1 protein-coding gene is annotated in these 512 nt (G+C 63.5%); it reads left to right on the plus strand.

All coding sequences use genetic code 11. The features are described 5' to 3' along the window. On the plus strand, window positions 1–512 hold a 512-nt coding region (locus AC5RWU_RS24550; protein WP_493986776.1), incomplete at both ends, for a fatty acid desaturase family protein.

Here is a 512-nt window from a genome sequence, read left to right on the forward strand (position 1 = left end):
GGCCGCGAGCTGGATGCGATCCGCGACGACATTCTGGCAAAACGCGGCGCCTCCGACGCCGCCTACATCCGGCGCATGATCAAGATCCAGCGCGTCCTGGAGATCTCCGGCCGCGCCGCGCTGCTGGTCAGCAAGAACAAAACGGCGTGGGTCGCCGGCACCACCATGCTGACTCTCGCGAAGATCCTGGAGAACATGGAGATCGGGCACAACCTGCTGCACGGCCAGTGGGACTGGATGCGGGACCCGGACATTCACTCCACCACGTGGGAATGGGACTTCGTGACTCCGGCCCGGTCCTGGCAGCACACCCACAACGATTCGCACCACCGCTGGACCAACGTCGTGGGCAAGGACAACGACGTCGGATTCAACCTGCTGCGCATGGACCCGGACCAGGAATGGAAACCGTTCAACCTGGGCAACCCGCTCTACAACGCGCTGCTGGCCCCCGTCTTCGAATGGGGCATCGCCATCTATGACCTCGAGCTGACCGAGTACAAGGAAGGCAG

Source organism: Arthrobacter sp. B0427-1-12, from assembly GCF_059092905.1.